General features: G+C 65.9%; 23 protein-coding genes. 6 read left to right on the top strand and 17 right to left on the bottom strand.

Going from position 1 to position 24,202, the window contains the following annotated elements; translation table 11 throughout:
* Window positions 1-80: 80 nt before the first annotated feature.
* Together ACLQ62_RS02210 and ACLQ62_RS02205 are read right to left on the bottom strand one after the other, a co-directional pair.
* A complete protein-coding gene (locus tag ACLQ62_RS02210; RefSeq protein ID WP_411720026.1) occupies window positions 81-1,256 on the bottom strand; it encodes a cystathionine gamma-synthase in 1,176 nt (391 codons plus the stop codon).
* 42 nt (window positions 1,257-1,298) lie between these two features.
* Complete coding sequence (locus ACLQ62_RS02205) at window positions 1,299-2,666, bottom strand: cystathionine beta-synthase (RefSeq protein ID WP_411720025.1); 1,368 nt, start codon at window positions 2,664-2,666, stop codon at window positions 1,299-1,301.
* A gap of 311 nt (window positions 2,667-2,977) precedes the next feature.
* On the opposite strand from ACLQ62_RS02205, the gene ACLQ62_RS02200 reads away from it, so the two are divergent.
* From ACLQ62_RS02200 to ACLQ62_RS02185, 4 genes are all read left to right on the top strand, one after another.
* Window positions 2,978-3,673: a DUF3105 domain-containing protein gene (locus tag ACLQ62_RS02200; protein ID WP_411720024.1), complete on the top strand. Its 696-nt coding sequence runs from the start codon at window positions 2,978-2,980 to the stop codon at window positions 3,671-3,673.
* A gap of 1 nt (window position 3,674) precedes the next feature.
* A complete protein-coding gene (locus tag ACLQ62_RS02195) occupies window positions 3,675-4,388 on the top strand; it encodes a DUF305 domain-containing protein (RefSeq protein WP_411720023.1) in 714 nt (237 codons plus the stop codon).
* Window positions 4,389-5,158: 770 nt separating this feature from the next.
* A complete protein-coding gene (locus tag ACLQ62_RS02190; protein ID WP_411720022.1) occupies window positions 5,159-5,605 on the top strand; it encodes an endonuclease domain-containing protein in 447 nt (148 codons plus the stop codon).
* A 306-nt stretch (window positions 5,606-5,911) separates the two neighbouring features.
* Window positions 5,912-6,679 carry a hypothetical protein gene (locus ACLQ62_RS02185; protein WP_411720021.1) on the top strand — a complete coding sequence of 256 codons (768 nt, stop codon included), beginning with the start codon at window positions 5,912-5,914 and terminating at the stop codon, window positions 6,677-6,679.
* A 33-nt stretch (window positions 6,680-6,712) separates the two neighbouring features.
* Here the strand turns inward: ACLQ62_RS02185 and ACLQ62_RS02180 are convergent, their stop codons facing one another.
* The 4 genes from ACLQ62_RS02180 to ACLQ62_RS02165 all read right to left on the bottom strand — a co-directional run bounded on the left by ACLQ62_RS02180 (window position 6,713) and on the right by ACLQ62_RS02165 (window position 12,066).
* Window positions 6,713-8,599 (bottom strand): ABC transporter ATP-binding protein, encoded by a 1,887-nt coding sequence (locus tag ACLQ62_RS02180; RefSeq protein ID WP_411720020.1) that lies wholly within the window; start codon window positions 8,597-8,599, stop codon window positions 6,713-6,715.
* Between the two features lie 78 nt (window positions 8,600-8,677).
* Window positions 8,678-9,670, bottom strand: coding sequence for a carbohydrate ABC transporter permease (locus ACLQ62_RS02175; protein WP_411720019.1), 993 nt, complete (start codon window positions 9,668-9,670; stop codon window positions 8,678-8,680).
* The gene (locus ACLQ62_RS02170; RefSeq protein WP_411720018.1) at window positions 9,667-10,638 is read right to left on the bottom strand and encodes a carbohydrate ABC transporter permease; all 972 of its coding nucleotides are present in this window, start codon (window positions 10,636-10,638) and stop codon (window positions 9,667-9,669) included. The genes ACLQ62_RS02175 and ACLQ62_RS02170 overlap by 4 nt, the downstream gene beginning before the upstream one ends.
* A 78-nt stretch (window positions 10,639-10,716) precedes the next feature.
* Window positions 10,717-12,066, bottom strand: coding sequence for an ABC transporter substrate-binding protein (locus ACLQ62_RS02165; protein ID WP_411720017.1), 1,350 nt, complete (start codon window positions 12,064-12,066; stop codon window positions 10,717-10,719).
* 325 nt (window positions 12,067-12,391) lie between these two features.
* Here ACLQ62_RS02165 and ACLQ62_RS02160 point away from each other — a divergent pair, with 325 nt between their 5' ends.
* Complete coding sequence (locus ACLQ62_RS02160; RefSeq protein WP_411720016.1) at window positions 12,392-13,417, top strand: LacI family DNA-binding transcriptional regulator; 1,026 nt, start codon at window positions 12,392-12,394, stop codon at window positions 13,415-13,417.
* A gap of 123 nt (window positions 13,418-13,540) precedes the next feature.
* Here the strand turns inward: ACLQ62_RS02160 and rplL are convergent, their stop codons facing one another.
* The 11 genes from rplL to ACLQ62_RS02105 form a co-directional block, all read right to left on the bottom strand.
* Complete coding sequence (rplL, locus tag ACLQ62_RS02155) at window positions 13,541-13,924, bottom strand: 50S ribosomal protein L7/L12 (protein WP_411720015.1); 384 nt, start codon at window positions 13,922-13,924, stop codon at window positions 13,541-13,543.
* A gap of 53 nt (window positions 13,925-13,977) precedes the next feature.
* Window positions 13,978-14,493: a 50S ribosomal protein L10 gene (gene rplJ / locus ACLQ62_RS02150; protein WP_297358900.1), complete on the bottom strand. Its 516-nt coding sequence runs from the start codon at window positions 14,491-14,493 to the stop codon at window positions 13,978-13,980.
* Between the two features lie 262 nt (window positions 14,494-14,755).
* Window positions 14,756-15,418, bottom strand: a complete 663-nt coding sequence (locus ACLQ62_RS02145) for an HAD family hydrolase (protein WP_411720014.1) — start codon at window positions 15,416-15,418, stop codon at window positions 14,756-14,758.
* Window positions 15,415-16,911 carry a sensor histidine kinase gene (locus ACLQ62_RS02140; RefSeq protein WP_411720013.1) on the bottom strand — a complete coding sequence of 499 codons (1,497 nt, stop codon included), beginning with the start codon at window positions 16,909-16,911 and terminating at the stop codon, window positions 15,415-15,417. Before ACLQ62_RS02140 ends, ACLQ62_RS02145 begins: the two co-directional genes overlap by 4 nt.
* Window positions 16,908-17,666 carry a response regulator transcription factor gene (locus tag ACLQ62_RS02135; protein WP_411720012.1) on the bottom strand — a complete coding sequence of 253 codons (759 nt, stop codon included), beginning with the start codon at window positions 17,664-17,666 and terminating at the stop codon, window positions 16,908-16,910. Before ACLQ62_RS02135 ends, ACLQ62_RS02140 begins: the two co-directional genes overlap by 4 nt.
* A 146-nt stretch (window positions 17,667-17,812) precedes the next feature.
* Entirely contained in the window at window positions 17,813-18,985 is a 1,173-nt protein-coding gene (gene pcaC / locus ACLQ62_RS02130) for a 4-carboxymuconolactone decarboxylase (protein WP_411720011.1), read from the bottom strand.
* Window positions 18,982-20,481 carry a lyase family protein gene (locus ACLQ62_RS02125; RefSeq protein ID WP_411720010.1) on the bottom strand — a complete coding sequence of 500 codons (1,500 nt, stop codon included), beginning with the start codon at window positions 20,479-20,481 and terminating at the stop codon, window positions 18,982-18,984. Before ACLQ62_RS02125 ends, pcaC begins: the two co-directional genes overlap by 4 nt.
* Window positions 20,474-21,031: a protocatechuate 3,4-dioxygenase subunit alpha gene (gene pcaG, locus ACLQ62_RS02120; protein WP_411720009.1), complete on the bottom strand. Its 558-nt coding sequence runs from the start codon at window positions 21,029-21,031 to the stop codon at window positions 20,474-20,476. The genes ACLQ62_RS02125 and pcaG overlap by 8 nt, the downstream gene beginning before the upstream one ends.
* The gene (pcaH, locus tag ACLQ62_RS02115; RefSeq protein WP_411720008.1) at window positions 21,024-21,797 is read right to left on the bottom strand and encodes a protocatechuate 3,4-dioxygenase subunit beta; all 774 of its coding nucleotides are present in this window, start codon (window positions 21,795-21,797) and stop codon (window positions 21,024-21,026) included. The genes pcaG and pcaH overlap by 8 nt, the downstream gene beginning before the upstream one ends.
* A gap of 150 nt (window positions 21,798-21,947) precedes the next feature.
* Entirely contained in the window at window positions 21,948-22,784 is an 837-nt protein-coding gene (locus ACLQ62_RS02110; RefSeq protein ID WP_411720007.1) for an IclR family transcriptional regulator, read from the bottom strand.
* Window positions 22,785-22,868: 84 nt separating this feature from the next.
* Window positions 22,869-23,708, bottom strand: a complete 840-nt coding sequence (locus tag ACLQ62_RS02105; RefSeq protein ID WP_411720006.1) for an NAD-dependent epimerase/dehydratase family protein — start codon at window positions 23,706-23,708, stop codon at window positions 22,869-22,871.
* Between the two features lie 68 nt (window positions 23,709-23,776).
* Here ACLQ62_RS02105 and ACLQ62_RS02100 point away from each other — a divergent pair, with 68 nt between their 5' ends.
* Window positions 23,777-24,037: a thioredoxin family protein gene (locus ACLQ62_RS02100; RefSeq protein ID WP_411720005.1), complete on the top strand. Its 261-nt coding sequence runs from the start codon at window positions 23,777-23,779 to the stop codon at window positions 24,035-24,037.
* Window positions 24,038-24,202 lie beyond the last annotated feature (165 nt).

Raw genomic sequence — 24,202 nt, 5'->3', positions numbered from 1 at the left:
CGTTCCTCTGACCCGCGGCTCGAATGCACGGGCCTGCCAACCGCGGCGAACGGCACCGAGGCGGAGTTATGCGCGTGCGGCTATCGCTTCTTGAGCGCCTTCCCGATCGCGCGGTCAACGTCGGCGAGCAGGTCGTCGACGGTTTCCAGGCCGACCGAGAGCCGCACCACGTTCGCGGGCACCGCGAGTTCGGTCCCGGCGACGGACGCGTGCGTCATCTCGGCGGGGTAGTTGACGAGCGACTCGATGCCGCCGAGTGATTCAGCGAGCTGGAAAACCTTCGTCGATTCGGCGAACCGGCGTGCCATCCGTTCTCCGCCCGCGAAGCCGAGCGCCAGCATCCCGCCGAATCGCGACATCTGGCTTGCGGCGAGGGTGTGCCCCGGGTGCGACTCGAGGCCGGGGTAGTACACGGTCTCGATGGCGGAGTGCTCGGCGAAGTACGCGGCGAGCGCCTCGGCGTTCTCGGTGTGGCGCTGCATGCGCACGTCGAGCGTCTTGATGCCGCGGCTGGTCAGGAAAGCGTCCATCGGGGCGGAGACGGCGCCTGCGGCGAACTGCATGAACCGGACCTTCTCCTCCATCTCGTCGTCGTTGAGCACGAGGGCGCCGCCGATGACGTCGGAGTGCCCGCCGAGGTACTTGGTGGTCGAGTGCACGACGACGTCTGCGCCGAGAGCGAGCGGGTTCTGCAGCGCCGGCGAGGCAAAGGTGTTGTCGACGACGACGGTGAGCCCTGCCGCATGCCCGATCTCAGCCAGTTCGGCGATGTCGGTGATTTTCATCAGAGGGTTCGACGGCGTCTCCACCCAGAGCACGCGGGTGTTCTCGGTGATCGCCGACTGCACCGAGCGCAGGTTCGACATGTCCACGACGCTGTGGGTGACACCCCAGGCGCCGAAGATCTTGTTGATCAGGCGGTAGGTTCCGCCGTAGGCGTCGTTGCCGAGCACGATGTGGTCGCCCGGCTTGAGGATGCCGCGGAGCAGCGCGTCCTCGGCGGCGAGGCCAGACGAGAACGAGAGTCCGTGTTTTCCGCCCTCGAGCGCCGCAAGCTGTTCCTCGAGCGCGTTGCGGGTCGGGTTGCCGCCCCGGCCGTACTCGTAGCCGTTGCGGAGCCCGCCGATGTGCGTCTGCACGAAGGTCGACGACTGATGGATCGGAGGGATCACAGCACCGGTCGTCGGATCGAAGTCCTGCCCGGCGTGGATCGCCCGTGTGGCGAATCCGCTGTCCTTCTTTTTCTGCGAGCTCATGCTGTCTCTCTCTTCGTCGTCGTGTGCCGGAATCCGGCGAGGCTAGTCGCTGAGGAAGGTCAGCAGGTCCTGGCGGGTGAGAACGGCGAGCGGCTTGCCGTCATGGGCCACCATCAGGGCGTCGGATGCCTTCAGCGCCTCGCGCGCCGCAACCAGGGTCTCGCCGGATCCGATCACCGGCAGCGGAGGCTGGTTGACGGTCGCGACAGCATCCGTCAGTTTCGCATCTCCGGAGAAGACGCTCTCGAGCAGGGAGCTCTCCGATACCGCCCCAAGCACCTCGCCCATCACGACGGGGGGTTCGGCGCTGAGCACGGGCAGCTGCGAGACGCCGTGCTCGGCCATCACGCGAATCGCGTCCTGCACGGTGTCGGTCGGGCTGACGTGGAGGAGTGGAGGGAGATCGCCGCTCCTGGCGCGGACGATGTCGCCGACGGTGCGCTCACCGGCGGAGTCGTCGAGGAAACCGAAGGAGCGCATCCAGCGGTCGTTGAAAATCTTGGCGAGGTAACCGCGACCGCCGTCGGGCAGGAGCACGACGACGACGTCATCCGGTCCCAGTTCCCGGGCAGCTTTGAGCGCCGCGACGACGGCCATGCCGCTCGATCCGCCGACGAGCAGTCCCTCTTCGAGGGCGAGCCTGCGGGTCATCGCGAAGGATTCGGCATCCGTCACCGCGATCACCTCGTGCACGACACCCGGGTCGTATGCGCCGGGCCACATGTCCTCGCCGACCCCCTCGACCATGTACGGCCGGCCGGTTCCGCCGGAGTAGACCGACCCCTCGGGGTCGGCGCCGATGATGCGGATGGCGCCGTTGGACACTTCGCGCAGGTACCGGCCGGTGCCGGTGATTGTTCCGCCGGTGCCGACGCCGGTGACGAAATGCGTGATGCGTCCGTCGGTGTCGTTCCAGATTTCGGGACCCGTGGTCTCGTAGTGGCTGAGTGGGCCGTTCTGGTTGAAGTACTGGTCGGGCTTGTAGCCGCCGGGGATTTCAGCGGCGAGGCGGTCGGAGACGCTGTAATAGGACTCGGGGTCTTCCGGGGCGACCGAGGTCGGCGTGACCACCACTTCGGCGCCGTACGCCGTCAGGACGTTGCGCTTCTCCTCGCCGACCTTGTCCGGCACGACGAAGATGCACCGGTAGCCGCGCTGCTGCGCGACGAGAGCGAGGCCGACTCCGGTGTTGCCGCTCGTCGGTTCGACGATGGTTCCGCCGGGCTTCAACTGGCCGGATGCCTCAGCCGCGTCGAGGATGCGGACCGCGATGCGGTCTTTCACGCTTCCGCCCGGGTTCAGGTACTCGACCTTCGCCAGCACCGTGGCGCTGATGCCGTCGGTCACCCGGTTGAGTTTGACCAGCGGGGTGTTTCCCACGAGATCGACAATGCTCTCTGCGTACTTCACATGTGTCCGTTCGGTGATGGGTGTGCGTCGGGCGCGGATCCGCGCGGCCCTGGGCGGCTTGTGGCCGTCCGTTCGAGCCTAGCCGCTGGTCCCGTTCTGTTACAGGTTTTCGGCACTGGGCGGCTGGCGGCCGCGGCGCTCCGTTTCCGTCCCCGAGCGGCACGGCGGCCGTTCTGGGGGAGGCGGCCCGCGCATCCGTTCACCGCAGGCTCTCAGCAAACCGGAATTCCGGGTTCTAAACTGGACGCACACCCGGATTGTTTGCGCGCCAGCCGCCCTGCCGGGTTTTCCCCGATACACGAGAGGCCACAGTGACCCCGCGAAGCGAGTCCCCCGGTAGCAAGAGCGGCAACCCTGCGAAGCAGCTGACCATCAAGGAGCAGCGCGCCGAACAGCGCGCACTCAAGGTCGAGGCGTTCAAGAGGGAGCAGGCGAAGAAGCGTCGCACGAAGAAGATCGGGATCACCGCGGCCATCGTCGCCGGTGTCGCGATCGTCGCACTGCTCGTCACGTCGCTGATCCTCACGAGCCCAAGAAACGCAAGCTACTCTGCGGGCGGATCCGGTGCCGAGATCGAAGGCGTGGAGACGTTCACCAACACGAACAATCACGTGCAGGCAGCGGTGGAGTACCCGCAGACGCCTCCCGCCGGCGGCGACCACAACCCGGCCTGGCTGAACTGTGGGGTCTACACCGAGCCGCAGCAGAACGAGAACGCCGTGCACTCACTCGAGCACGGTGCGATCTGGGTGACCTACGACCCGTCGATTTCCGCCGAGGATCTCGATCTGCTCAAGACGAAGCTGCCGAGGACGCATGTGATCCTCTCACCGTTCGAGGGTCTGCCGTCCCCGATCGTTCTGTCCGGCTGGGACGTGCAGCTGCAGGTCGACGGGGCGTCCGATGAGCGCATCAGCGAGTTCTTCGAGGAGTACTGGAAGAGCAACGACGTTCCCGAACCGAACGCCTCCTGCACCGGCGCTGTCGACGGACCGGGCAAGGCGTAGATTGACTCGCGCCGTTTTCGAGACGGATGCCGCGGCATCCGCTGGCGAGTCGGCTCCGGTGTCACGACGACGGTCACCGCTGGCCCTGCTTCTGCTCGCGCTCGTCGCGGTGGTCATCGTCGGAATCATCGCGTTCTCGGTCGGCCGACTGTCGACCCTGGGTGACCCCACTCCGACGACGACGAGCGCTGAGGCCGGCTTCGCCCGCGACATGCAGGTGCACCACGACCAGGGTGTCGAGCTGTCATTGATCATCCGTGATCTCACCGACGACGAAGCCGTGCGCCTGCTGGCGTACGACATCGCGACGACGCAGGGTGGCCAGTCGGGCCGGATGAGCGGATGGCTGGACATCTGGGGCCTGTCGGCGTATTCACCGGAACCGCCGATGACGTGGATGATGCGCCCGACCCTCGAGGGTGCCGGTCACAATCACGGCTCGGACGAGAGCGCTCACAAGCCGGGGGAGCCGATGCCCGGACTTGCAACGCCCGAGCAGATCACGGATCTGAAGAGCCTGACCGGCGTCGCCGCCGAACGGATGTTCCTCCAGCTCATGATCGCTCACCACGTGGGCGCGATCGACATGGCCAACGCCGTGCTCGACCGCAGCACGAACGAGACGGTGCGCACGTTCGCCACCGGAGTGGTCGGAAGCCAGGAATCCGAAATCAGTCTCATGAATGACATGCTGGCGGAGCGCCCGGCCGCGTAGTTGATGTGCGCGGAGGCCCGTCCACATCCGTTCATCTGACGCAGACGCCGACTTCCCGGCGTGAAAACCAACATCCGCGCCACACGAAGAACGCACACGGATGCCGCGGAGACTCATCTGACGCAGACGCCGACTTCCCGGCGTGGAAACCGACATCCGCGTCATACGAACTTTTCCACAGGGCGAGGTTTGTGCACAGAATCGACGACGGCCGCCGGGAGGACTCACCGGGGGGGCACTGTTGAGGGATGCGCACCCCTCGTCCCCTTCCGGGGCAGCTGTCTCCTGCCTTCCATGTCGGCGAAGCACGCCGCCTCGGCGTCGGTCGATCGCGGCTCGACCGGGCAGACCTCGCGCGTCCGTTCTATGCGGTACGAGTGCAGGCGCCGGACACCAGCGGTACATCTGCAGCTTCACCCGCTGAGCTGATTCGCGAAGAAGCCGTTCAGCGCGCGACAGCATATGCGGCGCGGATGCGTCCATCCGAGTTCTTCAGCCATACAACTGCTGCGCTTCTCTGGGGTCTACCGCTTCCTCGCCTCCATGATTCGCTCGTGGACGTCGCGGTGTGTCGGCCTGAACGCGCATCTCGCAGCGTCGGAGTGCGTGGGCATCAGATCGACCCGCGTCTCGTTCACGTCGTGACGCGCAATGGGCTGCGGGTTACGACCCCCGCATCGACTTGGGCAAGTCTGGGTCCACTGCTCAGCTCCTACGACCTCGTCGCCACGGGGGACGCTATCGTGTGCATCCGGACATCGGCGGGTGGCATGCCCGGTCCTCCTCCCCTCGCGACGCTCGACCAGCTTCGTGCCGCATTGGATGCCGGACGCCGCCCCGGGGTCGGCGCTCTCCGCGACGCCTTCGGGCGCATCCGAACGGGCTCCTGGTCCCGCCTGGAAACGTGGGTGCGGCTCATCCTCATCGACGCGGGCCTTCCGGAGCCGGAGCTCAACTTCGACGCGTACGACGCTGCGGGTCGATTTCTCGGATGCATCGACCTCGCCTACCCGGACCTCAAGATCGCCATCGAATACGAAGGCGAGCATCACTGGATGACGGCGGAACAGTTCCAGCGCGACATCGACAGGCTCAACCGCCTCGTCGAGGACGGATGGCGCATCGTGCGGCTCACTAAGCGGCACGTCTTCAACGACCCGGCCGAGCTGATACGGCGCGTGTCGATGGCCCGCGCGCAACGGGCAACGGCTCGCTGAAATCGAGGAGATCACAACCGCCGGCATATGGGCGGCGGCTCATCTGACACGAAAGCCGACCCGCCACCGCAGGCTTCTTCGCCACACCAACCCTCACCGCGCCCGCCAGTCCGCGGCCATCTGACGCAGACGTCGACTTTCTGCCGCAAGAACCGGCATCCGCGCCATCTGAAGCCGAGTCCCCGTGGACCCCCCGATCGCGTGCTCGCGAGCCCCCGGCGCCTTGGGTTAGCGTCGGCCTCACGGCCGAAGCGGACTGACCGCGGCCCTGGAGGGCGCGCCGTGGCACCGACAAGTCACCGATACATGTGCGGCGCGTCCGCCGTCCTCGCCCTCGGTCTGGTGCTGAGCGGATGCACGTTCGCCGGCAACGCCACAACCTCCAAGCCCACGTCGTCGGCGCCATCGCCAGCCGCCTCCCCCACCCCTCAGCCCGCAGCTGAGGCACCGGCCCTCGAAGTCGGCACGATCGTCGCAACCGGGCGGCTGGTCGGCAACGACGTCATCTCGGGCGACGTCGAGGTGCGGGTCACGGGCAACGGCACCTTCGAAGTGCGGTTGATCGACTTCCGGTCTGAGCACAACGGCGACGTCGAACTTCGTGTGTCGCCTCACGTGGTGGAACCGGGCTCGGAGTGCACGAGCTCGATCATGGCCGTGTCATACGGCCACCTGGCGGAAACGCACCCGAACTTCGCTCTACTCAGGGACTTCACCCACGGCGACCCCAGCTTTCTCGACACGGTGATCATCACTCACCGCGATCCGGCAGCGATAGATGATGGATGCGTCATCCCGGTACTATCAAGCGCCGTCCTCACCTGGACCCTGCCCGACATGCGACCCGGACTCGTCGTGCACGATTCGGGAAGAACGGGCGGGGCATCCGGGATCGTGACCATCGTGGACGGAGAACCCCGAAACTACACCGTCGCCCCCGACGATCTGATCGTAGAGGTCACCGCCCGGCTGGGCATCACCGTGGACGACCTGTTCTATCTCAACCCGACAACCCTGGGATCGCACGAACTGCGCGCCGGCGACGTCCTCAACCTCAGCAAGGCCCACCGATAACTGCCGCCGAGCGAGCGGATGCCAGAGCCCGCGTCAGTCGACGAGCGGCCGGCTGCCCAGCTGCTCCTCGAACATGCGCGTGTAGGTGCCGTCCTGCGCGAGCAGTTCCGCGTGCGTGCCCTGCTCAGCGATCCGCCCCGCCTGGATCACGAAGATCACATCGGCCTGCACGATCGTCGAGAGACGGTGCGCGATGGCGATCGTGGTCCGCCCAGCGGATGCCGCCTCGAGCGCCCGCTGGACGACCCGCTCCGAGATCGTGTCGAGGGCACTGGTCGCCTCGTCGAGAACGAGCACCGGTGGGTCCTTCAGCAGAACCCGGGCGATCGCGATGCGCTGCTTCTCACCGCCGGACAGGCGGTAGCCGCGCTCACCGACGACCGTGTCGTACCCCTGCTCGAACGACACGATCGTGTCGTGGATGTTCGCCGCGCGCGCCGCCGCCTCGAGTTCGACGTCGGTGGCATCCGGTTTGGCGTACCGAAGGTTGTCGGCGACCGTCGCGTGGAAGAGATACGTCTCCTGGCTGACGATGCCGATCTTGGAGACGAGCGACTCGGCCTGCAGGTCGCGCACGTCCGTGCCGGCGAAGAGCACCCTCCCGCCGGTCGCGTCGTAGAACCGCGGCACGAGGTAGGACACGGTGGTCTTTCCCGCCCCGCTCGGCCCGACGAAAGCCGCGAACTGTCCCGGCTCGATCGAGAACGACACGCGGTCGAGTGTCGGACGGGACTCCTCAGTCGCGTCCGGATAGCGGAAGGAGACCTCATCGAACGCGACGCTGCCGAGGCGGCCCGTGGCATCCGTCACCGGAATCGCACCTGGGCGGTCGGAGATCGCCGGCTTGAGGTCGAGGTATTCGAAGATGCGGGCGAAGAGGGCTCCGGATGTCTGCAGGTCCAGTCCCACTCGCATCAGCGCCATCAGCGGGAACAGCAGTCGCGACTGCACGGTGGTGAAGGCGACGATGGCGCCTGCCGTGATGTCGGGGGCGCCGCTGGCCATCAGCCATCCGGCGACGAGGTAGACGATCGCGGGGATCGACGAGAGGAAGATGTTGACCATGGCGAAGAACCACTGGCCGCTCATCGTCTGCTTCACCTGCAGGTCGACCTGTTCCTCGTTCGCACCGTGGTAGCGCTGGATCTCGGCTGGCTGCTGGTTGAAGCTCTTCGACAGGAGCACACCCGAAACGCTCAGCGTCTCCTGGGTGATCGCCGTCATCTCCGAGAGCGATTCCTGCGTCTTCGTCGCGATCCTCGCCCGCACCTGCCCGACCCGGCGCTGCGCGATCACCAGGATCGGCATCAGGACAAGCGCGACGATCGTGAGCTGCCAGTTGATCAGCAGCATGGCGACGAAGGCAGCCAGCACGGTCACCGTATTGCCGAGCACGCTCGCGATCGTGTTGCTCAGCGCACCGGCGACACCGCCGACGTCGTTCTGTAATCGCGACTGGATCACCCCGGTCTTGGTACGGGTGAAGAAGCTCAGTTCCATCGATTGCAGGCGTTGGAACAGCGCCACCCGGAGTTCACCCATCACCGTGTTGCCGACGGTCGCGGTGAGCCAGGTCTGCCAGACGCCGAGACCCGTGGCCAGCACATAGATCAGGATCATCACGCCGACGATCTGCACGAGCGCGGGCAGGTTGGGTCCGCCGCTTCTCGGGAACAGTCCCTCGTCGAAGGCCCGCTCCACGAGAAGCGGAGGCACCACGCTCAACGCCGCGCCGATCAGCACGAGCGCGATGGTGAGGATGATCTTCGGCCGGTGCGGTTGGAACAGCGCCACGATCCGGCCGAGGAGGTCCGGGATCCGCGGCGCTTCGGCGTTGACGGCGCGTTGCGCTTCCTCGTCGCCGCCGCCGCGCATGCGTCCGCCGCCACCGCGGCCGCCGCCGCCCCCATGCATGCTCATGGATTCACCCTAACCCCGGCATCGGACCACGGATGCCGGGGGTCAGGGAGAAACGGATGCGAACGCCAGGGCGAGCGCCTATCCCTTCGTCGAACCAGCGAGCAGGCCGCGCACGAAGTAGCGCTGCAAGCTGAAGAACACGCTCAGCGGGATGATGAGGGACACGAACGCGGCGGCCGTCAGTCGTTGCCAGTCCTGCCCTCGGGTACCGGTGAGTTCAGCAAGCCTCTGCGTCAGCGGCGCGACATCCTGCGTGCCACCGGAGAAGATCAACGCGACAAGCAGGTCGTTCCACACCCAAAGGAACTGGAAGATCGCAACCGACGCGATCGCCGGCAACGCAAGTGGAAGGACAATCCGGAAGAAGATCTGCCCGGGGCTGGCCCCGTCGACCCTCGCCGCCTCGATCACTTCGCCCGGGATCTCCGAAATGAAGTTGTGCAGCAGGAAGATGATGAGCGGAAGACCGAACATCGTGTGCGCGATCCACACCGGCAGGTAGTTCTGCTCAGGGATCATCGGCAGAACGTCATGCAGGTTGTTCTGCAGAGGGCGCAGGAACGTCGTGAACATCTGCAGAAGCGGCAGCAGCGCCATCTGAAGCGGCACGATCTGGAGCGCGAAGATCAGGATGAACAGCCAGTTCGAGCCCTTGAACTTCATCCAGGCGAAGGCGTATGCGGCCATCGCGCCAAGGATGAGCGGGAAGATCGTGCCGGGAATCGCGATCGCGAGCGAGTTGACGAAGTACGAACCCAACTGCGGAGACGACTGCGACGACGAGAACAGAACCTCGGAGTAGTTGTCGAAGGTGAAACCGGGGTTCTGGAAGATCGTCCACCAGCCGGTCGACTGGATCAGCTCGGCCGGACGGAATGAGGAGACGAACAACCCGAATGTGGGGATGGTCCAGAGAACCGCGATGATGAGCGAAACGATGGTCGCTGTCCGTGACGTGAGCCGTCTCTTGACCCGCCGCGACTTCGGTCCGACTTCGGCGTCGGCGCCTCGGGCGAGTTTCCTGCCGGTTTCAGCGTCCGGGGTCGTTGGGGCGATCGGTGTGGTGCTCATCGGATTTCCCTCTGCTTCCGCATGACTCGGATGTTGTAGATGACGATCGGCAGAACGAGGATGAACAGCACCAGGGCGAGGGCGGATCCGCGGCCGGGCTCAGCGGCGCGGAACGCCTGGGTGTACATCTCGTTGGCGATGACGCTGGTGTTGAAGTTTCCAGCGGTCATCGTTCGCACGATGTCGAAGACTTTCAGTGTGGCGATCGAAATGGTGGTGAGGACCACGACGAGAGACCCGCGGATGCCGGGGAGAGTCACGTTGGTGAATCGCTGCCAGGGGTTCGTGCCGTCGATCTCCGCGGCCTCCAGCTGCTCCACCGGAACAGCCTTGATTGCGGCGGACAGCACGACCATCGCGAAACCGGTCTGGATCCAGATCATCACGACGATGAGGAGGAACGTGTTGATCGGCGACGTCTGCAGCCATTGCACGGGATCTCCGCCGAACCAGATCACGATCTGGTTGAGCAACCCGATCTGCTGGTCTCCCGATTGGCGGTAGTCGTAGACGAACTTCCAAATGATGCCCGCCCCGACCATGGAGATGGCCATCGGCATGAACACGAGCGCTTTGTAGATCTTCTCGCCGCGGGACTTGTCGATGAAGACGGCGTAGGCGAGGCCGACGACCGTGGAGATGGTCGGCACGAGGAGCACCCAGATGACGGTGTTGATGAGGGTGTTGACAATGGCCGGCTGGGTGAACATCCAGACGAAGTTGTCCAAGCCGTTGAAATCGCCCTGGTTGTTCGTGAAGGCCAGGAGGCTGGTGCGAACAGCGGGATAGATCAGGCCGAGGAAGACGAGGATGAGGGCCGGCGCGAGGAACACGACGAGCTGCCAGTAGTCCTTGCCCCGCTTGGGCGCCTTGTCGAGGAAGAAGAAGAGAAGACCCACGATGGCGGCAAAGATGGCGAGCCCGCCAACCACCTGGATCAGTTTGCCGATGAGGTCAGCGGTCGTCATTGAACTACGCCTTTCGGAAGGGGGAGATCGAGGGCGGAGCCGCCGGCGGCGACTCCGCCCTCGATGGGGTGATGTCAGCTAGCTCTGCGGCCAGCTGGATTCGATGGCGTCGACCGTCTCCTGGGTGCTGTCGCCAGAGACCCAGGCGACGATGCCCTTCCAGAAGGAGTCGGAACCAACGGCGGCCGGCATCAGGTCGGATCCGTCGAAACGGAACACCGTTTTCTCGTCCTGGAGAATTTCGATGCTCTCCTTGAGCACGTCACTTGACGCGTTCTCCGAGTCGAGGCCCTTGTTGGCGCTGATGACGCCGCCGAGCTTGACGCGGTTGTTCGCCCAGGTGTCGCTGGACAGGTAAGCGCGGACGGCGTCGATTTCTTCACCTTCGCTGAACGCGACGGGGAACTCGCCACCACCGGTCACGGCCTTCTCTCCACCGGCTTCGACCGAAGGGAGCAGGAACGCGAAGACGTCACCGTCGGGGCTGACGTCCGTGCCCTCAGGCCAGAATCCCTCGTAGAAGGAGGCCTGGTGGTGCAGCGAGCATTCGCCGTCGAGGATGGGCAGTCCGCCGTCGCCAAACTCGGTGGAGATGACGCTGGAGACGTCACCGAGGCCACCGTTGACCATGTCAGGGTTCTTGATGATCTCGCCAACGGCGTCGAAGGCTTCGACGATCTGCGGGTCGTTGAACGGGATCTCGTGGTTGATCCACTGGTCGTAGACATCTGCGCCTGCCTGGCGAAGAACGTAGTCCTCGATCCAGTCGGTTCCCGGCCAGCCTGTGGCGTCACCAGAGCCGAGTCCGACGCACCACGGCTTGTGGTCACCTTCAGCGGCGATCTCCTCGCTCAGGGCGGTGAGGTCTTCGAGCGTCTCGGGAACCTCGTATCCCTTTTCCTCGAACTCCGTCGGCGAGTACCAGACGAAGCCCTTGACGCTCGCCATCAGCGGCGCAGAGTAGAAGGTGCCTTCGTAGCTCCCGTACTGCTTCCAGTCCTCGCCCCAGAACTCGTCGGTGTTCTCCTCGACGACCTCCGGTGCCGGCTTCAGCCAGCCACCTGCCGCCAGCCGGCCCAGAAGACCGGGCTGCGGGACGATTCCGATGTCGGGTGCGTTGCCCGCCTCGGCGAGCACGGCGATCTGCGCCTCGAACTCCTTCGTGCCCTGGTAGGACACTTCGATTCCCGTGCAGGTCGCGAAGTCCTTCCACGATTCAACGAGGCGGTCAGCCTCGACGTCCTGGATGGTGCCACCGATGGTCACTTCGGGGTTGTCGTCGAAGGTTCCGTACGCTTCGTAGTCAGAGCAGTCGGTATCGGCTTTGTTGCCGGCTGAGACATCGCCTGTACAGGCCGTGAGTGCGAGACCGACGATCCCCGCGGCCGCAAGCGGCAGCAGGATACGACGTTTGGTCGTGAAGCTCATCTCTGTTTCTCCTCATTGAGTGTGATTGCGGGTCGAGGTGGGGAGCCTCAGCCCTGCTGATGCAAGTCCGGCCGCCTGTTAGGGAACCGGTTCCATGCAAAAGTTACGGCACCTCACCGAGATTCACAAGCGTCAACGGAGAACGGAAGGCGCGAATGATCGCGCTCTCTCCGCGAGATCCCGCGGATCGGATGGAGACGGCCGCCAACCGAGTGGTCGAATATGTGTAATCGATTCCATACAGCTCGGGGTTTTCGCTATCCTTCTGTCCAGAGCGTGTTCCGGCCGAGTGGGCCGGGCTCGACCCCAACGTCGGGAGGCCACTGTGGGCAGTGCAATCGCGGACGTTGCTGCGCGCGCGGGCGTATCCAAGGCGACCGCGTCCCGGGCTCTGTCCGGCAAGGGTTATGTCGCCGAGTCCACCCGGCAACGTGTCGTGCTCGCAGCCAAGGAGATCGGCTTCGTCGCCTCGCCGAACGCCGCGAGCCTCGTCACAGGCCACACCAAGAACATCGGCGTTGTGATCCCCTTCATCAACCGCTGGTTCTTCGGTGAGATCCTCGAGGGCATCGAGGAAGCACTGCTGAACCGTGGGTACGACATGACCCTGTACAACCTTCACCCGGGATCCGCCGACCGGGATCGGGTTTTCGATTTCTTCCTCGCACGCAAGCGATTCGACGGCGTGATCGCCATCGGCGTCGATCCGACTCCCGAGGAAACAGAACGATTGCTCCGGTTGGGCATCCCGCTGCTGAGCGTCGGCGCACCCGTCGCAGGCGTGCGCTCTCTGACCATCGACGATGTGTTCGCCGGCAGGCTGGCGACCGGGCACCTGATCGGGCTTGGACATCGCCGGATCCTGCACATCGGCGGCCCAGTCGCCGGGGAAACCGATGAAAGCGTTCACGCAAGACGATTGCGCGGCTACGTGGGCGCGATGACGCAAGCGGGCCTGGAGAGCGAGTTGACCTTCGCGCAGACAGCCATGAGTATCCCCGGTGGTTTAGAGGCAGGCGCCCACATGCTCAGCGAATCGACTGCCCGCCCGAGCGCTGTCTTCGCCGCGTGCGACGAAATCGCCATCGGGGTGATGATCGCCGCAGGCCGGCTCGGTGTGCGCGTGCCTGAGGACCTGTCACTGGTTGGTATCGACGGCCACGAATACGCCGAAATGTTCTCGCTCACGACGATCGAGCAGCAACCTCGCGCTCAGGGACAGTCGGCGGTGACCGACCTGCTCGCTGCGGTGTCCGGGGAGCCGATGGCCGCTGATGTCGTGGACATGCCCGCCAGACTCGTCGTGCGGGCCAGCACGGCATTCGCGCAGTTGGGCGCGGACGCCGTCTGAGTACCCGGATGCCGACATCCGGTTAACCGACGAAGGGCGCCACCCCGCGAAGGGTGACGCCCACGATCGACTACCGAATCGGCAGCGCGTTCCGTTTCAAGCTGAAGCCCCGGAGGGCATCGATTACTTGAGGACGACGGTTGCGCCGGCCTCTTCGAGAACGGTCTTTGCCTTCTCGGCGGTTTCCTTGTTTGCACCCTCGAGGACGTTGCCCGGAGCGCCATCGACGACGGCCTTGGCCTCGCCGAGACCCAGCGAGGTGAGCTCGCGCACGGCCTTGATGACCTGGATCTTCTTGTCTCCGACAGACTCGAGAACGACGTCGAAGGAGTCCTTCTCTTCGACCTCTTCGACCTCGCCACCGGCAGCAGCCGGGCCGGCAACAGCAACGGGTGCTGCGGCGGTGACCTCGAAGGTCTCCTCGAATGCCTTCACGAACTCGCTGAGTTCGATGAGCGTGAGTCCCTTGAACTGCTCAAGCAGCTCTTCAGTTGACAGCTTTGCCATGATTTTCTCCCTTAGATTTCTTTGGTCTACTCACCGCTGTCCCAGGTTTGAACCTAGGAAGCGGACTCCTGCTTCTCACGCAGCGCGTCGACCGTGCGAACGGCCTTCGAGAGCGGTGCGTTGAACAGATATGCGGCTCCGAACAGCGAGGCCTTGAAGGCGCCGGCAAGCTTGCCGAGCAGAACTTCGCGGGACTCGAGGTCGGCGAGCTTGCCTACCTCTGCGGCGGTCAGGGGGTTACCGTCAAAGTAACCGCCCTTGATCACCAGGAGAGGGTTTGCCTTGGAGAAGGCACGCAGGCTCTTTGCAACGGCGACAGGGTCTCCGTGCACGAATGCGACGGCCGACGGACCGACGAGCTCTTCGTCAAACGACGAAATGCCCGCGTTGTTCGCGGCAATCTTGGTCAGCGTGTTCTTCACCACGGCGTAGGTTGCGTCCGCACTGATGTCGGTGCGCAGCGTCTTGAGCTGAGCAACAGTGAGGCCGCGGTACTCGGTCAGCAGAACGGCAGTCGAGCTCTGGAATTTCTCCGTGAGTTCGGCAACCGAGGCTTCCTTGTTCGCCATAGCCACTCCTTGATTAGTCTTCCTCGTACCGCGGAAGCGGCACGAGCCAAAGGGGCAGTTCGGCTCAGAAATAAGAAAAGCTCCGGCGCAAGCGCACGGAGCAGTCAGAGAGAAATCCCGGAAATGTTTCGTCCACCTGCGCGGGTCGTCTCAATTGAGAACCTTCGATCGGATGCTCACTTGCGCGCGCACACGAAAACCTGCGGTCTTTGGTTTTGTCTCAGCTTATGGCATCCGTCGCCGTTCAGCCAAATCGCCCGGATCACGCAAGCGGGCTGAGGTGGAGTTCGCTGAGAAGCGCTGCCGGGTCGTCGTAGACCGCGATCGCCCCGGCCGACCGGAGTTCGGCAGAGGAGGAACCGCCGCAGAGCACGCCGATGGTGCGGACTCCGGCGCGGGAGGCGGCGATGCAATCCCAGACGGTGTCGCCCACGAAGATGGCCTCCTCCGGCCCGACACCGGCTTTGCCGAGCGCGACCTGGACGATGGACGGGTCCGGTTTGGCCGTGTCGACGTCGTCGGCGTTCGTCGTCGCGTCGAGTACGTCGTCGCTGTCCAGTGCCTCGGTGAGGAGCCGCAATTCGTCTTCGGGAGCGGATGTGGCCAGCACGAGAGTTCGGCCCTGCTGGCTGAGCGCACGCAGCAATTCCCGGGCCCCGTTCAGAGGCCGGAGCCGAGGGGCGAGTTCCTTGTAGTAGCGGGAGTGGAGTTCTTTGGCCCGATCGCCGAGCTCGTCCGCGCGGTCGCCGAGGAGCGCGGCGAGCAACCGTGCGGAGTCCTGGCCGATGGCGCGGTGCACCCGCCATGCTGAGACATCGGCTCCGAGATCACTGAACGCGTGGGCCCACGCCTCAACGTGCAGGTAGTTCGAGTCGATGAGAGTCCCGTCGACGTCGAAGAGTACGGCTTTCGGCGTTTCAGTCATGTCAGTTCCTCCCGTTTGGCCGCCACTCTACCCTTCGCACTGCCCGCCAACGGAAGCATGACCCGGAACTCGGTGCGCCCAGGCACCGACTCGACCACGACCGTCCCGGCGTGCGCCTCTGCCACGCCGGCAACGATCGCAAGGCCAAGCCCGGTTCCGCCCGAGGCCCGCTGGCGAGAGGCATCCCCTCGCACGAATCGTTCGAAGATGTGGTTGAGCACCGCAGGGTCGATGCCCGGGCCGTTGTCCATCACGGCTATCTCCGCCTTCTCGCCGACGACGGAGAGCCGGGTTTCCACCCGGCTTCCCGCCGGAGTGTGCACGCGGGCGTTGCCGAGCAGGTTCGCTACGACTTGCATCAGCCGTTGCGAATCCCCGATGACGGTGACCGGCGATGCTTCGAGGTCGAGGACCCACTCGTGGTCGGCTGACGCTGCTCGCGCGTCGCTGACAGCGGAGGTCAGGAGCGCGGAGAGTTCGACGGGGTCCTTCGCCAGCTCGCGGCCTTCATCGAGCCGGGCGAGAAGAAGGAGGTCCTCGACGATTGCCGTCATCCGCACCGCCTCAGACTCGATCCTCCCGAGGGCGTATGTTGCGTCCTCGGGCAGGTCTTCGCCCGACCTTCGGGTGAGTTCGGCGTACCCGCGGATCGACGTGAGCGGAGTGCGGAGTTCGTGGCTGGCATCCGACACGAAGGCCCGCACCTTGTTCTCGGATGCCTGCCGGGCATGCAGCGCGGCGGAGACGTGTCCGAGCATCCGGTTGATCGACGCGCCCACCCGCCCGACTTCGGTGTTGGGGTCGGCGTCGTCGTCCGAGACGCGAACGCCGAGCGCCACCTCACCCCGGTCGAGCGGGAGCTCCGAGACATCCGACGCGGCCTTCGCGACCCGGTCGAGCGGCCGAAGAGCGAGCCGGACGATGAAGTAGGACGCGGTCCCCGCGAGGACGAGCACGCCCAGTGCGACGCCACTGATCCCGGCGATGAGCTGACCGAGGGTGAACTCGAGATCCGCGAGGGGCAAACCGACGATCATGGCGCCGTTGCCGGTCTCGACCGCGACGACACGGTAGGAGCCGAGGTCGCCGCCGAGGTCGATCGACTGGGGCCGCCCGCCGAGGCTGACGTTCAACAGGGTTGACACCTGCCCGGTCGTCAGGGGCTGCAGATCGCCTGAGGCGTCGAGATAGCCCGCGTAGCGCACCGCTCCCCCGGCGATGATCGCTCCGAGCGTGCCCGCGGATTGCCCTGGTGCTCCGACGAATTCCGGAACCGGCGGCTCCGACGACGGAGGAAATCGACCAGGCCGCTCTTCAGCCGCCCCGGACGACCTGGTGGTCGCCGCGGTCAATTGCGCGTCGACGCGGCCGAGGAGAACGGTCTGCACGCTGACGACGCTCGCGAACCCGATGATCACAGCGGCGAGCGCCAGCAGGGCGACCACGGCGACCACGAGTCGCTTGCGCAGCGTCCACCGCGACAACCGGTTCACACCGTCGCCTCGGCGACCTTCAGCAGATAACCGGCGCCCCGCACGGTGTGAATCATCGGCGGACGCCCGGCGTCGATCTTCTTGCGCAGGTACGAGATGTAGATCTCAACGACACTCGACCTGCCCTCGAACTCGTAACTCCAGACCCGGTCGAGGATCTGCGCTTTCGAAAGGACCCGGCGCGGGTTTCGCATGAGGAAGCGAAGGAGCTCGTATTCCGTTGCCGTGAGCTCGATGGGCACGCCGCCACGGGAGACCTCGTGGCTGTCCTCGTTGAGGGTGAGGTCGCCGATCGAGAGGATCGGAGAATCGGATGCCCCGGCGAGCGTCGAACGCCGGATCAAACCTCGGAGTCGGGCCACCACCTCCTCCAGGCTGAACGGTTTGGTCACGTAGTCGTCGCCGCCTGCGGTGAGGCCGGCGATCCGGTCGTCCAGCGCGTCCTTGGCCGTGAGGAAGAGCACAGGGACGTCGTCACCGTCGGCCCGCAATCGGTGGAGCACACTCATGCCGTCGATATCGGGGAGCATGATGTCGAGCACGATGGCATCCGGGCGGAACTCGCGGGCGGCATCCAATGCCTGCCTGCCGGTCTCAGCCGTCCGGATCTCCCATCCCTCATAACGAAGCGCCATCTTCAACAGGTCGGTGAGGCTCCGCTCGTCGTCGACGACGAGGACGCGGACGGCACTGCCGTCGGCACGCTTGAGGGGACGGGATGCTGCCGACCGGGAAGACGATACAAATGAGCTCACCTTTCCAGTATGTCCATCGTCCTATGAGGCGGCTATGAGCTTCCTTGGCGTTGGCCGAGCGCACCCCCTACGCGAAATGCTGGGTTTGAGGGGTGGCCGGTGAACCGCACCACCTCAAATCCAGCATCTCGCGGCCCTTCGGAACGCTAGCCTGCAGCATCCAGACGGGCGAAGGTGTCGCGCGCGATCCCCAGCGCCGAGTTCGCCGCAGGGACCCCGGCGTAGATGGCCGTGTGCAGGATCGCCTCGCTGATCTCCGCCCGGGTCAGCCCGTTGGTCAGCGCCGCGCGGACGTGCATCGCGAGCTCCTGCTCGTGCCCGCCGGTCACGAGCGACGCGATGGTCAGGAAGCTGCGGGTGCGCCGATCGAGCCCCGGACGGGTCCAGATCTCGCCCCAGGCGTATCGGGTGATGAAGTCCTGAAAGTCCGCGGTTTCGGGCGTGATGGCCGCGGTAGCCGCGTCGACGTGTGCATCGCCGAGGACGGCGCGGCGCACGACCATCCCCGCCGCATACGTGTCGGCAGCGGTTCGGGGGTCTGTGCCGCCGATGTGTTCCAGCAGAAGTGCGGCTACCTCGTCCGGTCGCTCGTAGGCCGGCAGATGGGCGACGCCGGGGATCGTCACCTGTCGTGCACCGGGGATGGCGTCGGCGAGTTCAGCGAGGAGGGCCGGGGGCGTGGGGGCGTCGTTCTCCCCTGCGACGCACAGGGTCCGTGAACGGATGCCGCGAACGGCATCCGTGACATCGAAGCCGGCGAGCGCCTCGCAGGCGAGCGCGTAGGACTCGTCGTCGACCTCCATCAGAATCTCGAGGGCCCTGGATCCGGCCGAGGGGTTGCGGTCGAGGAACCCGGGAGCGAACCAGCGCTCGGAGCTGCCCCGCACCTGTGCCGGGGTGCCGCTCGCCCGGATCTGCGCGGCGCGCTCGAGCCAGCCGTCGGCGGTTCCGATCTTCGCGCCTGAGCAGATCACCGCAAGACTCAGCACCCGGTCCGGGTAGCGCAGTGCCAGTTCCAGTCCGATCGCCCCGCCGAGTGAGATGCCCGCGTAGTGGAACGGGCCTCCGCCGGCTGCGTCCACCGCCGCGACAACGGATGCCGCAAGCTCAGCGACGGTGAACGGCTCGGTGGCCGCCTGGCTGATGCCGTGCCCGGGCAGGTCGAAGCGCAACACCCGGTGCTGCGCTGAGAGCGCACCCACCGTGTCGTCCCACAGGGCGGTTGTCGTGCCAAGCGAGGGACCGAGCACAATCAGGGGACCGTTCCGTTCCCCGGTCGCGGCCGGTTCGACGAGGCAACGGAGGATGGGTTCAGTCATGACGGCGTTCCACTTTCTGTTTCTTCGCTGCGAGCATGGTGCGCGCGGTATTTCTCCAACACCCGATCGATTCCCGCATCCGCCTGGCCGAGATCGCCCGAGTAGTCGAACGCCGCCCAGATCTGCCGGCGCAGATCTTCTGAGGCGCCTTCGGAGGCCAACGCCCCGGCCAGCACGACCTGCAACGGACGGGAGGTGCCGACTGATTCGGAGGACGCCCGCGTGACGAGCTCGAACGCCGCCGTCTTGCCCAGCGCCTCCGCCAGGATCGTGGTCACCCGTTCGCTGAAGATCAGCCCATCGGTGGTGTCGAGGTTGGCACGCATCCGGTCGTCGTCGACGACGAGGCGATCGGCGAGCGACGCGGCGCCGGTAACGGCGGAGAGGCTGAGCCGTTCGAGCTCGCGCAGCGCCTGCCACTCCGCGTGCCACGCGCCGCTCGGGCGCTGATCTTCGGCGAGCATGCTGCCGTACAACGTGGCGACGAGCCCAGGAGCACGCCGTGCCGCGGCGGTGACGAGCACAGCCGTCACCGGGTTGCGCTTGTGGGGCATGGCGCTCGATCCGCCCTCGCCTTTTCCGAGCTGCTCGCCCACTTCACCGATCTCGGTGCGGGAGAGCACGGTGACATCGAGAGCGAACGCGCCGACGACGCCCGTCGCGCCGGCCAGTGCCGAGGCGAGCTCCGAGATGATGAGGCGGTCGGTGTGCCAGCTGAGCGCGGGTTCGATCAGACCGAGCCGGGCAGCAAAACCGGCAAGCACGTCGTTCACGACGGTGTTCGACGCTGTGTCCGCACGCCGGGCACCCGCGACGCCCGTGAGCACAGCGAGGTTGCCGACGGCTCCTCCGAGCTGCGCCGGAAGGACGGCGCGCACGGCGTCGAGGCGCTTCCCGGCAGAAAGGACCGCGTCGAGCCATCCGGCCGCGAGAAGCCCGAAGCTCGTTGGCGAAGCCTGCTGGCCAAGAGTGCGCCCCGCCATCACGGTCGTGCGGTGCGAATCGGCGAGGCCGGCCAGCGCTCCGGCGAGCGCGCCGAGCTGCGTGTGGACCTCCGCGGTCACCCGGGAGGCGATGAGCATCGTTGCGGTGTCGAGGATGTCCTGGCTGGTCGCGCCCACGTGGATGTGGTCGGAGGACCCGGGCCGCACGGATTCCGCGGCGGCTCCGAGGTGTTTGACCAGGGGGATCACCGGGTTCCCGCCGCCGCGACCCTCCGCCGCGATCGCGGCGAGGTCGAGTGACGCGGCATCCGCCACCCGGTCGCACACCTCGTTCATCCATTCCGGCACGAGGCGCGCATCGATGAGCGCTCGAGTGAGGGCCAGTTCGACGTCGACCATGGCCTGCAGCCAGGCTGCGTCGCTGGTGAGTTCGGCAGCACGAGAGCCCGCTCCGAGGGGCTCGAGCAGCCCGACATCCCATGCCGATCGTGGGACTGCGGCGGCCGCCGCAGCATCCGGTCCTGAAGCCGGGACGTGGCGCTGCTCAGTCATTGAACTCCAGGAACACGGTCTCCTGCTCGCCCTGCAGGCGGATGTCGAACCGGTAGGAGTCGGGTCCGTCTGAGACGCTCAGCAGTGTCGAGCGCCGGTCGGCCGGCACCGCGGCGAGCACCGTGTCCGTGGTGTGAGCTTCGGTGTCCTCCGGAAAATATGCCCGCGTGAACAGATGGTGGGTCAGCCCGCGGGCGAAAACGGTGACGAGAATGGACGGGGCTGCACCGGCGGAGGTGGAGCCCGGCTTCACCGTGGTGAACGAGTAGTGCCCGGCCTGGTTGACGCTGGCCCGGCCGAAGCCGGTGAAGGTGTAGCCGTCGGGTTCGAGGCTGCCCCGCTCCCGGCTCATCGCGCCGGTCCCGTCGGCCTGCCAGATTTCGAGGATGGCGTCCGGGACGACAGCGCCGTCGCCGTCGAACACGGTTCCGTGGACGCGGATGGCCGCGGCGTGGTGCGGTGGGACGAGTTCCCAGCCCTTCTCATAGGGCAGGGCGTATCCGAAGAACGGACCGACGGTCTGGGACGGGGTCTGCCTGCCATCACTCATGGGCGTCTTCACTTTCCATCCAGGTGGACTTCGGACCGGTCAGGACGATGTCCCAGCGGTAGCCGAGGGAGTACTCGGGCACGCTCAAATTGTGGTCGTAGGTTCCGATCAGCCGTTCCCGCGCGGCCGGGTCGGCGATGGACTGGTAGATCGGGTCCAGAGCGAACAGCGGGTCGCTCGGGAAGTACATCTGAGTGACCAGCCGCTGGGTGAACGCGTTCCCGAACAACGAGAAATGGATGTGTGCCGGGCGCCACGCGTTGAGGTGGTTCCGCCACGGGTACGGCCCCGGCTTGATCGTCTGGAAGCTGTATTCGCCGTTGTCGCCGGTGATGGCACGGCCGACTCCGGTGAAGTTCGGGTCGAGCGGGGCAGGATGCTGGTCACGTTTGTGCACGTACCGACCGGCGGCGTTCGCCTGCCAGATCTCCACCAGCTGGTTGCGGACAGGCCGGCCCTCCCCGTCGATCACACGGCCGCTGACCGTGATGCGTTCGCCGAGCGGTTCAGCCGCGTGCGCGATGGTGAGGTCGCTTTCCAGCGGGCTCACGTCGGTGTGGCCGAACGCCGGGGACACCAGCTCGATCTCCTCCGGGTCGACACGCACGAGCTCATGAGTCGGATGGCGAAGGATCGAGCTGCGGTAGGGGGCGTAGTCGCGGCGCGGATGCAGCTCCGGCGCTCCGCCCGCCTCGACCTTCCTGCGCGCATCTGCCTCGATGGCGACGATCTCCTCGGTGATCTCGTCCTGGGTGTTCGGTGTCATTCTTTGTCTTTCGATGCATACGGAAGCCGGCGACTGGAGCGCACCGGATTCGGTTCGCACAAGCCGGGTGATGGCATCAGTCTGCGAGCACGCGACAGGGATCCCAACGGCGTTTCCACTGAGTGGAAGGTCTTCCTCAAGAACCGCAGCCTAGGAGTCGGACCGCCGGTACCCCAGGGCTCGGCTGACCCCGTGAGCAGCCGCCCTGACCGCTTGTTCATGCGCCGGGTGGGGTTTTCGCGGAGCATCCGGATTCGTCCTCGTGACGATTGACACCGCGGCGACGACGCGGCCGGTGCGATCGCGAATCGGCGCGGCGAGGGAGCTGGATCCGGCGGTCATCTCCTCCGACATCACCGCAACGCCCTGGGCGCGGATGCCGGCGAGCCGCCGTCGCAGTTCCTCCGGCGAGGTCACGGTGCCGGGAAGGTACTTGTCGAGTGCGTCGGAGAGGTACTCGTCGATCAGATCGTTGGGGGCGTAAGCGAGCAGCACCAGACCGACCCCGGTCGAGTGCAGCGGCAAGCGACCGCCCACCCGCGAGATGACGCGAACGGCGTGGTGGCCCGAGAGCTTCTCGAGATAGAGGGCATCTCGCCCGTCGAGTATCGCCAGATGTACATGCTCACGCGAGGACTCGTACAGGTCTTCCAGGTACGGCAAGGCGATGGTGCGGAGGTTCCGGGCCGTCGGCGTCTGCACACCGACCTCCCACAGTCGCATCCCGAGCGAATACCGGCCGTCGTCCTGGCGGGCCAGGCCACCCCAGGACACCCATTCCGCGACCATCCGGTGGGTGGTCGAGAGCGGAAGGCCGGCCCGTTCGGCGATCGCGGTGAGCGAGAGCGATGAGGCCAGGGTGGGCGTTGTGAAGGCATCGAGGATGGCGAACAGCCGGGCCGCGACGCTGCGGTCATCGACCGGGGACGGAAGTTCGCCCTCGCCTCGCTCTTCGGTGAATCTGGCCCGCGCCGGCTTTCCTGACATCTGCCCTCACGCTACAACACTCGCGAGTTGCTGCACTTGCAGGGTTCCGTCGACCTCGGACCACCTCACAGGCAGCATCTCGCGTCAGTCGCGCCAGGAATGCTTCGGCGAGTAGTCGAGGATGCGACGCGCCTTGTCGATGGAGAGCAGGGTCTCGTGCTCGCCGACATCCCGGGTCACTGGGACGTCCGGGAACACGGCGGCGAGGAGTTCGGCGTTGGGGCGGGCAGACACCGTGTCGGCTGCCGCGATGATGAACCGGTCGAAGCCGACGTCCTCCAGTTCGAGCGCGCGCAGCACCGCCTGGGCGCCGTCACGGGCGTCGATGTAGCCCCACAGGTTCCACTTGCGGTTCCTGGCATCGTCGTCATACGAGGAGAAGTCGGCGTAGTCCTCGGGGTCCATGACGTTGGAGAAGCGGAGGGCGACGATCTTCAGGTCCGGATGCCAGCGCACGAGCTCGATCGCCATCTGCTCCTCGAGGTGCTTGACGAGGGAGTACGTGCTCTCCGGGCGCGCCGGATACTCCTCATCGACCGGGATGTACGGCGGGGGCACATCGAACGGCAGCCCGAGCACGGTCTCACTCGACGCGTACACGACATTACGAATGCCGGCACGGATCGCCGCCGCGAAGACGTTGTAGGTCGCCTGCATGTTGTTGGAGAAGGTAGCGACGTTGCTCGTGAGACCGGGAGCCGGAATGGCCGCGAGGTGCACGACCGCGTCGAACCCGTCGTGTTCGCCGTCCACCCCCAGGAGCGCGTCGAGAGTCTGTCCATAGTCGGTGAGATCGACGCGGACGAAGCCGCGACCCCGCTCACCCGCCGCATCCAGGTTGACGACATCGTGCTCCGCTTCGCGAAGCTCCCGCACAACTGTCCTGCCGAGCTTGCCTGACCCTCCGGTGACTGCGATTCTCATGGCGCCAGTCTGGTCCATGCCGCACACCGAGGGGAATGGGATTGCGCCGCGCGTGGTTTGCTTGAAGCATGCAACTTGTTCTCTACACCTCGGCTTTCTGCGACCCGTGCACTCAGGCACGTTCCGTGCTCTCGGATGCCGCCCGGCTGGTTCCACAGGCGACGGTGATCGAACGCGACGTAGCACGGGAGAACGTTCTGGCAGCCGATGACGGCATCCGGATGACCCCGACCGTCGTCGTGCTCGACGACGCAGGCACCGAAGTCTTCCGCGCGGTCGGCGTTCCCACCCTCAACCAGGTGCTCACCGCGGCGGCGCAGGCACTCTGAGTTCAGGCGGATGGATTCCGCGACAGTCGGCGTGCCGCAGCCGGCAAACGGCTTGTCGGCGAATCGATCCGCTCGAACCCGATCCCCGGACGCGCCGACGGATGCCGCTGGCGGGCGTGTCGCCGTCCGCGAGGCACAATGGAGAGGTGCATTCCACCTACCTCG

Origin of the sequence: Mycetocola sp. (assembly GCF_046716805.1) — a bacterium.
GTDB lineage: Bacteria > Actinomycetota > Actinomycetes > Actinomycetales > Microbacteriaceae > Mycetocola_A.
The sequence above is the reverse complement of the archived record's forward strand: the minus strand, read 5'-3'. Positions and strand labels throughout refer to the sequence as shown.

Excerpts from the sequence above, each read along its gene's own strand:
- ACLQ62_RS02210 (WP_411720026.1), bottom strand. The coding sequence starts at position 1,256 with ATGAGCTCGCAGAAAAAGAAGGACAGCGGATTCGCCACACGGGCGATC.
- ACLQ62_RS02190 (WP_411720022.1), top strand. The coding sequence starts at position 5,159 with ATGCCCGGTCCTCCTCCCCTCGCGACGCTCGACCAGCTTCGTGCCGCA.
- ACLQ62_RS02185 (WP_411720021.1), top strand. The coding sequence starts at position 5,912 with ATGTGCGGCGCGTCCGCCGTCCTCGCCCTCGGTCTGGTGCTGAGCGGA.
- ACLQ62_RS02180 (WP_411720020.1), bottom strand. The coding sequence starts at position 8,599 with ATGAGCATGCATGGGGGCGGCGGCGGCCGCGGTGGCGGCGGACGCATG.
- ACLQ62_RS02175 (WP_411720019.1), bottom strand. The coding sequence starts at position 9,670 with ATGAGCACCACACCGATCGCCCCAACGACCCCGGACGCTGAAACCGGC.
- ACLQ62_RS02170 (WP_411720018.1), bottom strand. The coding sequence starts at position 10,638 with ATGACGACCGCTGACCTCATCGGCAAACTGATCCAGGTGGTTGGCGGG.
- ACLQ62_RS02165 (WP_411720017.1), bottom strand. The coding sequence starts at position 12,066 with ATGAGCTTCACGACCAAACGTCGTATCCTGCTGCCGCTTGCGGCCGCG.
- rplL (WP_411720015.1), bottom strand. The coding sequence starts at position 13,924 with ATGGCAAAGCTGTCAACTGAAGAGCTGCTTGAGCAGTTCAAGGGACTC.
- rplJ (WP_297358900.1), bottom strand. The coding sequence starts at position 14,493 with ATGGCGAACAAGGAAGCCTCGGTTGCCGAACTCACGGAGAAATTCCAG.
- ACLQ62_RS02145 (WP_411720014.1), bottom strand. The coding sequence starts at position 15,418 with ATGACTGAAACGCCGAAAGCCGTACTCTTCGACGTCGACGGGACTCTC.
- pcaC (WP_411720011.1), bottom strand. The coding sequence starts at position 18,985 with ATGACTGAACCCATCCTCCGTTGCCTCGTCGAACCGGCCGCGACCGGG.
- ACLQ62_RS02125 (WP_411720010.1), bottom strand. The coding sequence starts at position 20,481 with ATGACTGAGCAGCGCCACGTCCCGGCTTCAGGACCGGATGCTGCGGCG.
- pcaG (WP_411720009.1), bottom strand. The coding sequence starts at position 21,031 with ATGAGTGATGGCAGGCAGACCCCGTCCCAGACCGTCGGTCCGTTCTTC.
- pcaH (WP_411720008.1), bottom strand. The coding sequence starts at position 21,797 with ATGACACCGAACACCCAGGACGAGATCACCGAGGAGATCGTCGCCATC.
- ACLQ62_RS02110 (WP_411720007.1), bottom strand. The coding sequence starts at position 22,784 with ATGTCAGGAAAGCCGGCGCGGGCCAGATTCACCGAAGAGCGAGGCGAG.
- ACLQ62_RS02105 (WP_411720006.1), bottom strand. The coding sequence starts at position 23,708 with ATGAGAATCGCAGTCACCGGAGGGTCAGGCAAGCTCGGCAGGACAGTT.
- ACLQ62_RS02100 (WP_411720005.1), top strand. The coding sequence starts at position 23,777 with ATGCAACTTGTTCTCTACACCTCGGCTTTCTGCGACCCGTGCACTCAG.